This is a genomic window from Paenibacillus sp. 01T443 (assembly GCF_056398325.1).
The window spans coordinates 1-7,762 of sequence record NZ_JBFTPE010000051.1 but is presented as its reverse complement, the minus strand read 5'-3'; the positions used below and the strand labels follow the sequence as shown (position 1 = coordinate 7,762).

At 46.0% G+C, this 7,762-nt stretch carries 8 protein-coding genes; 2 read left to right on the top strand and 6 right to left on the bottom strand.

Features of this window, described 5'->3' with window-relative positions; all coding sequences use genetic code 11:
• Window positions 1-115 (top strand): IS3 family transposase (locus AC1DLI_RS33985; RefSeq protein WP_477610089.1); only part of this gene is annotated, 115 nt, incomplete at its 5' end.
• A 133-nt stretch (window positions 116-248) separates the two neighbouring features.
• Here AC1DLI_RS33985 and AC1DLI_RS33980 read toward each other — a convergent pair.
• The 3 genes from AC1DLI_RS33980 to AC1DLI_RS33970 all read right to left on the bottom strand — a co-directional run bounded on the left by AC1DLI_RS33980 (window position 249) and on the right by AC1DLI_RS33970 (window position 3,616).
• Entirely contained in the window at window positions 249-773 is a 525-nt protein-coding gene (locus tag AC1DLI_RS33980) for a DUF6022 family protein (RefSeq protein ID WP_477610083.1), read from the bottom strand.
• Between the two features lie 332 nt (window positions 774-1,105).
• Window positions 1,106-2,320, bottom strand: coding sequence for an MFS transporter (locus AC1DLI_RS33975; RefSeq protein ID WP_477610081.1), 1,215 nt, complete (start codon window positions 2,318-2,320; stop codon window positions 1,106-1,108).
• 126 nt (window positions 2,321-2,446) lie between these two features.
• Entirely contained in the window at window positions 2,447-3,616 is a 1,170-nt protein-coding gene (locus tag AC1DLI_RS33970; protein WP_477610087.1) for a serine hydrolase domain-containing protein, read from the bottom strand.
• A 178-nt stretch (window positions 3,617-3,794) separates the two neighbouring features.
• Here AC1DLI_RS33970 and AC1DLI_RS33965 point away from each other — a divergent pair, with 178 nt between their 5' ends.
• On the top strand, window positions 3,795-4,253 hold the full coding sequence (locus tag AC1DLI_RS33965; RefSeq protein ID WP_477610079.1) for an Lrp/AsnC family transcriptional regulator: 459 nt from the start codon (window positions 3,795-3,797) through the stop codon (window positions 4,251-4,253).
• Between the two features lie 586 nt (window positions 4,254-4,839).
• On the opposite strand, the gene AC1DLI_RS33960 is transcribed toward AC1DLI_RS33965, so the two are convergent.
• The 3 genes from AC1DLI_RS33960 to AC1DLI_RS33950 form a co-directional block, all read right to left on the bottom strand.
• Window positions 4,840-6,000 carry an enolase C-terminal domain-like protein gene (locus AC1DLI_RS33960; protein ID WP_477610077.1) on the bottom strand — a complete coding sequence of 387 codons (1,161 nt, stop codon included), beginning with the start codon at window positions 5,998-6,000 and terminating at the stop codon, window positions 4,840-4,842.
• 781 nt (window positions 6,001-6,781) lie between these two features.
• Complete coding sequence (gene msrB, locus AC1DLI_RS33955) at window positions 6,782-7,207, bottom strand: peptide-methionine (R)-S-oxide reductase MsrB (protein WP_477610085.1); 426 nt, start codon at window positions 7,205-7,207, stop codon at window positions 6,782-6,784.
• 243 nt (window positions 7,208-7,450) lie between these two features.
• A partial coding sequence (locus tag AC1DLI_RS33950) for an Ohr family peroxiredoxin (protein WP_477610075.1) occupies window positions 7,451-7,762 on the bottom strand: 312 nt, incomplete at its 5' end.

Below are 7,762 nucleotides of genomic sequence, written 5' to 3'. Positions count from 1 at the left end.
CTTTAAGCAAGAACTAGAACGATACATTGATTACTACAATCACAAACGTATCAAGTCAAAATTAAAAGGCATGAGCCCGGTACAGTACCGAGCTCATGCCCAACAGGTTGCATAAAAATATTTGTCTAACTTTAAGGGGTCACTTCACCGCAGCGCCTGCTCATCAATGTGTGTTGTTCAACTATCGTTACCCATTAGTTCAACAGGAACTAGAGTTAACTGCTATTCGCTGGAGAACGATGAATAGATTATTCAAGACTCTGCAAATAAAGCTCATACTCGATTGTAAACTCAAGCGCTCGGGAAAATTCGGGAGAGAGAGCAGACAATGTTTCAACCACAGCTTCCTTTCCCACTTCTCTTAATGCCAGGATTTCTGGTTGCCGTGGTACTTGAAATTGCGTGTGATCATGATAGACAATAGTGACAATAGTGCCGATTGGCTCTTGGTGCGGACCGTAAATTGTGCTCCACATCCAGCGCTGCTGGTTATCCTGCAGATCATTGCCCCATTCCCGTGAGATGTCAAAATCTCCTGGGAACCGGGGCTCCGGATTAAGACCAGCCTCTTTAAACTGACGGTAAATGGGAAGAAACAACAGATTCAAATACGTTCCATAGGCCACGTCTCCTGCTTCCACGTAAGCTTGTTGCAGTTTATCTCGATGGTTCACCAGCACTTTATCCCAGTTATAGGAAATATGCTCCTTGATGAAGCGGGAAATGCTCTTGATGCGAGCTTCACCGCTCTCATCCAATACAATTTGTAGCAAGTTTGTTGATCCCACCCCAAAACATCCCTTCATTTGAGATTCACTTTCCCTTCTATTTTATAACATTCATGCAAATCCAAAGGTTATAAAGAAAAAACACCGCGGGTGCTTAAATACAAACGAATAACCTTAGCATGCGCTTTAAACTTTTATTGAAGAGTTTTTGGGATTTATTATCAATGAGATAATAACATATAGGATATTATTGCAGATATTCAGCTTCTCTCGCCATGGATCTAAGTGGCAAAAGATATTATTCCTTATAACTATCCTGCCAGTTAGCTTAACAAAGAAAGGAAGCTGCCGCAGCAAACTAATCCTTGATTGTTCAACTAATGTCTCCTCTTCTTTGAAGGAAATCCGTATTCTCTAGCGTGCCACACTACTAGTAGTGCAAGGATCAATAGAATAAACAATATCCACGGGAAGGAGCCGACACCAAGTGTTTCAATAAGAATCCCGCCCATCACACCGCCGCTCCCGATAGCTAGGTTCCATGCCGTCACCAGCATCGACTGGGCCACATCTGCACTCTCGCCAGCAGCCTCAGCAACTGCTGTCTGTAGCAAAGTCGCCGCGCCCCCGAACGTCAATCCCCACACGGCAACCACTAGGTAGATCACGACGGGCTGGCTGCTGCTAATGCCTAGTGCGACGGATGCTAGGGCGAAAGCAGCGAGGCTGATTAGAACCAATAGGCGCAGTTTGCGGTCGATCAAAACACCGATGACCCAGATGCCAATAAGCGCTGTAATGCCGAAATTAAGCAGTACCAAATCAACGCGCTGGACAAGCCCAGCCTGAGCAAGATACGGTGCAATATAGGTATACAGGATGTTATGTGCTAGCACCCAAGCCAGAACGACAAATAGTACCGGCCGCACCCCCGGAATAACAAAGACCTTGTAGAGAGGGAGCCGCTTATCAGGGGCTTCTCCTGGACAGTCCGGTAGCTTCCAAAGCACCCAGGCGATTAGCAGCAGAGCCAGAAGTGACATGATCCCGAAGACAGAGCGCCAGCCCACAATGGTACCGAGAAGTGTTCCAGCAGGGACACCGAGTACCAGAGCGAGAGGCGTTCCAACCATCGCAACCGCCATAGCACGTCCCTTGAGTGACTCCGGCACCATGCGCCGGGCATAACCTGCTATCATACCCCATAAGACACCAGCGGATACGCCCGCGAAGAACCGAGCAGCGAGCGTCAGTGTAAAATTGGAAGAAAGAGTGGTGACGGTGTTGAATACGAGAAAACCAAGGATGCACATTAGCAGCAGTGGTCGTCGCCGCCATCTGCGCGTCGCGATGGTTAAGGGAATCGCAGCCAACAGTGAACCAAAGGCGTACAAGGTGACAAGTTGACCCGCAAGGACCTCCGAGACTCCAAGCCCATCACCTATTTGGAGCAACAAGCCGGCTGGAATCGTTTCGGTAAGAATACAAATAAACCCCGTCATAGCAAGGGCTAGTAATCCAGCCCATGGTAGACGTTCAGAAGAGGGAGTGCTGAAGGCACTCTGTGTGACAGAAGTTGTGTTTTGGCTCATTTCAGTAGCACCTCACTTTTATAAAATCTAGATTCTATTTACAACACAAAAAGTACTCCTTCAGTATCCTACTACACAGAGAGCCTTGGCCGGTTCATACCGGACCAAGGCTCTTGTGTTCGTTCTCTATTTCTTGATCCTGTCATAAATGGCTTCACAAAGGTCAACAGTAAACTGACCAGACATGCCTTCCAGTGCGGTATTGGTGAATGCCACGACGCTGAGCTGCTGCTCAGGATCGACGAACCACGAATGACCATAGGTGCCACCCATGCGCCATGTACCCGGGGATTCCGGAGTATTTGCGGCGACAGGATCCTTCAATAGCGTAATACCTAGCCCGAAGCCTCGCCCTGGCCAAAAGGCCATTGGCAGATCACCGATTTGGTTGGTAGTCATTTCGCGAACCATAGACTCCGGCAGAAGGGGGGCTCCGCCCTTGCGTAATGTTTCCAGCAGTTGCAAAAAGTCCCCTGCGCTGCCGACCATGCCAGCTCCCCCAGAAGGATAGGCAGTGCCGTCAAGTGCTCGGCCAGGGGAAAGTAGGAAGCCAGCCGTACCCTCCAAAAAGGCAATGCTGTCCGGATCATGTATAGGCCGTGGCTCTGGAACATCATTGGCATAAGAAGTAGCTAGTCGTTCTGGATCGACTGCAATAAAGCCGGTGTCGCTCATGCCAAGCGGTTTTGTTACCAGCGAATGTATGGCCTCGCTGAGCGGTGTTTCTGTAACCTTTGCAATTACTGCTCCCAGCACATCTGTCGCGATGGAATATTTCCACTCGGTGCCTGGCGTATAGAGGAGCGGTATAGATGCTAGACGTCGCAGGTTCTCTTCCAACGTGATGCCGGGCTGATCCATGCCATCGGATACCCCTGCTCGCTGATAGGAACCATTCTCTTCTTGAAAGAATCGGTAAGACAGGCCCGCGGTGTGCGTCAGCAAATGACGAATCGTCAATGTCGCGAACTCGCCGTTCTGCAAACGTGGCCGAAACTCTGGAAGCCAACGATCAACGCGGTCGTCAAGTTGTAAGAGACCTTGCGCAACTAGTACTAGGGCAGCCGTTGAAACCATAGGTTTGGTAACCGATGCTAGCCGGAATAAGGCATCTTCTCGCATGAGCCGGTTCATCTCGCGGTCAGCAAGACCAGCAGCGCGGCTATAAACCAGTACCCCATTTATCGCCACTTTAATGACAGCGCCGACCAACCGTTTGTCGGCAAGCGTTCGATTGATTACTTCATCGATGCGACCTGGTAAACAATCTGGATTAATTTTGTTTGAATACAACATACTCAAAAGTCTTCATCCTTTCGGAATAGTTAAAGCCTTGAACACTTTACTATTGTAAGTTTATTATATAAAATAAGTTATCCTGATTACATAAGGTAACTAAGTTAAATTAGCCTTGTAACGATTAATTACAAGCTAGTTTATAAGGAATACATTAAAATTAAAGGAGTCGATTTCGATGGACCACGTTGATAAGCAAATCCTTTTCCACCTTCAAAGCCAAGCGAGAATATCTATGACGGAACTAGGTAAATATGTCGGTTTATCACAACCCGCAGTTACGGAAAGAGTTAGGCGCATGGAGGAAAAAGGGATCATCAGCGAGTATCGCACCATAATTTCTCCTGATAAAATTGGTAAACATGCTGCTGCCTACATGTTGTTTCATTCAAGGGATTGTCACGCATTCCTTGATTTCTGCCGCTCAACTCCCGAGGTCGTCGAATGTTACCGTATAAGTGGAGAACACAACTACTTATTGAAAGTAATAACCGACTCCACGCGAGCCCTCGAGGAGTTCGGAAATCAATGTGATAAATACGGGACCTATACGATTCTAATCGTGATGTCATCGCCTATCGATCATAAATTCCTTATACCTTCGCTTGTAGAAACAAACTTAAATATGCTGGGCTAGATAGACGTAGTTAAAGTTACAACATAATAAAAAGGAGTCCGTTATCAAAACGGACTCCTAGCACTAGTTTACAGCCATATAAATCTCAGCATTGGATCTTTCCAACTAACCACCCTACCCTAAATTCCTGCATTATTAGGTTTTAATTAAACTATCTTCTAATTCCACCTTCTGATTTACCACTATTTGTAATACGTTTCGCCTAATACGCGATAACGTCTAAATTATTAAAGCCCAATGATAGAATAAGAGCGCTACCTACGGGGCTAGCGCTCTACACTTTATCTCTAACTAACCGGCCTTAAGCTTATCGAATCGGCGGACAGTTCTACCAACACCCATTGGAGCTTAAGCAGGAGCAGTGGAACACTCCGGGCCATATTATGTTCTTGTCCTTATACGGCAATGTTATCAGGCTCTTGTACTTAAACTTGGACAAGAAACTGGAAACATAAAAAAAAATCCGCGCATAAACAGCAATCCCCGCGGCTCTTGTCCACACTAATAAGCGCTATTGCATCGCAATAGCGCTTATCCACAATATAATAGAAATCCGTACTCCAAAATCATTAAATTCTCTGGCTTTTTATCGGATTCCCAGGGACCAGCCGGATCGCTTTATAAGGTTTGTTACAAGTTCATCGTCGAAAACGATTCCGAAACCCGGCGTGGCCGGAATATGAATCTCTCCGTTTTCGATTCGATACCCAGATACATCCATTCCTTCAATTGTAATGTCGTCGTGTTCCACAAATTCGAAGTTGCGCACCGCGGCTGACAAATGTCCCGATGCGTAAATGCCATAAGCATTGCCGTAACAATGAGGTGCTGACCGCAACCCATGCGCATCCAACTTCTCGCCTAATTCCAGSCAATGCGTGAAGCCGGGCCAGATGATATCGTACTGCAGCACATCGACACGGCCGCGAGTCGCCCAATCAATAAGATGCGGTGAGGCAAGCCCTTCCCCATCCGCGATAAGCACATTCTGCCCACGTTGCCGGAGCCATTCCTTCAGGTCCTCGTACAAGGCTTCGTCCTCATGGAACGCTTCTTCCAGCCAATACAGATTCACATCCGCCAAAGCCACTAAGACTTCTTTGGTTAAGTTCAAATTATATGCATTATTCGCATCGATCATAATCTTGCCTGTGGGACCTGCCACTTCCGCGATCCCATGTACGATCGCGATATCTCGTTTCGTCCCTTCCCAGAGTGGCATATGGCGTCCGCCTCGACCAACTTTAATCTTAAAATGACGATGGCCCTTCGCATATCCTTGTATCGCTTCTTCTTGCATCAACGCGACCGCGGCTCTCTCATCGGGCAGATGCAAATCGTCGAAGTATAGAGAGGTATCATAGCAGGGGACAACTAATGGTACTCCCCTTTCCAAGTGGGCACCCGACACCAAGTCATAAACAGGTTTGCCCTGTCTCTGTCCTAACCAATCGAATATTGAATATTCCAATTGCAAACGATATTCTTCGCGCAGTCTTCCCCGTTCGTCGAATAAGTCAAGCAATCGGCGGCCTATCATGTCTTCGGCCCATTTCGGCGTCATATGAATCGAGCTACCGTAACCCGTTTGCCCATCGATCGTAATTCTAGCGATATCCACTGTGCAGCTTTTGCCATGAATGCCGATTCTGCCATTAGCCCCCGCGCTTCTAGCTCGTTCTCCCGTTAACTTGGCGAATTCGATTTTTTCCACTTTCCAATCAGAATGTATACCCGTAATGTTCATAGTATCCTCCATAACCGATTCGACGGCTTCATGTCCCGATTTGATTTGTAAGTAGAATGCCATATTATAGAATTATACTGTTAGTAGATAAAAAGATTCTTCATCAATTGGAAGTCTGTTGTCTTGAATAATGAAATGATCAAAAAAGGAAGTTCCAGATCACGAATTTTTATTACTTCAACTAGTTGATCTTAACTTATATTCATAAAGGTCACCTCATTAACTCTGAACTTCATTCCATACCTAGAGTATTCGTCGAAATGATCAAACAATCCTGCACCTTTCTATGTTGCGAGAAACTGCCCGTTAGCTCAATTAGGCTGCCGTTCTATATGCCGGCAGCCTCGTCCTCGTGATTATCAAGCTATAGTAACCAGTTAGGTTAATCCTCTTATGTTTCATTTCTATTTTTGATAAGCTGCTCGAGTATATTCAAGGAGGTGTTAAGGAAGTCGCGAGAGGATATTGAAGAAATTGCGAAAGTATATCAAGCAAGCGTCGTAGGACCGAATCTTAATCAATTAATACATGCAATGATTGACTATCATCTCAGACAAAAGAGAAACCCAACGTCTTGAAAAAGACGTTGGGTTTCTCTTTTGTTTAAGCACGAACAGCTAATAAGCGTACTAGTTAGACTGTACCATGAATCGTCCAGAACTCTTCCAGCTTCTCAGCAGCCTATTTTTACTCTATTTGATATATCAGCGCATTAATCCTGTCGTAACGACGCCTTTGTAATAGAACAAATGCAACGAAGGCGCGTGGATTTTCAAAGCTTCTATTCGCTAAATAGGGCGGCATAAGCGCCATATCCTCTTTTTTCAAGATCGTCTTTCGGAATAAACTCCATGGCTGCAGAGTTCACACAGAATCGCAGTCCCGTTGGCCCAGGTCCATCTTTGAACACATCGCCTAGGAAGGAATCGGCATCCCTACTTCTGACTTCGGACCCAAAAAATAATTTGCTTTTAAGCACAACGTTGTCTGGATCCAAAGGCTTTGTAAAACTAGGCCAGCCTGTACGCGCATCATATTTGTCCTTCGAGCTGAACAACGGCTCACCCGAAACAATATCTACGTAGATACCCTCTTCTTCATTATCCCAATATTCGTTATTAAATGGCGACTCGTCCGCGCCATGCTGAGTTACGTTATACTGAAGTTTGGTCAGCGTCTTCAACTTTTCATTTTTGTCAAAATCTATATTGGAGACTTGCTTTGCGTTATTTTTCACTTCGCGATCCCTCCACCCAAATTTGTTCACGAGCCCCCAGCTTTCAACTACTGCATGGAGATCGTCCAATTGCTGCTCGAAGCTATATTTTGCGCCAGCCGGTTTGTCGGAAGGGCCAAAGCCAAGGAAAACGAATACTCGGACCCTTCCCCAATTTTGAACAATCGTTCAAAAATAGATAAATAATAATCACCAAGAATTCATTTGCGCTGATTAACCAACTACGTTCGTTACTACTTCAATATTGCCACGGGTTGCTTTAGCATAAGGGCAAACCAGATGGGCTTCCGCAACGATTTCCTCAGCCACGCTGGTTTCTACACCGCTTATCGTGATGTCCAAAGTAATAGCAAGTACATAGCCGTCGTTCGCATCTTTGCCAAGCGTAACATTAGAAGCGATAGTTATACCTTCTGCTTTAATATTCTTTTTTCTAAGAATCGTACCCATCGCACCTTCAAAGCATGCGGCAAACCCTGCAGCGAACAGTTGCTCTGGATTTGTCCCAGCTCCGTTACCCCCTAA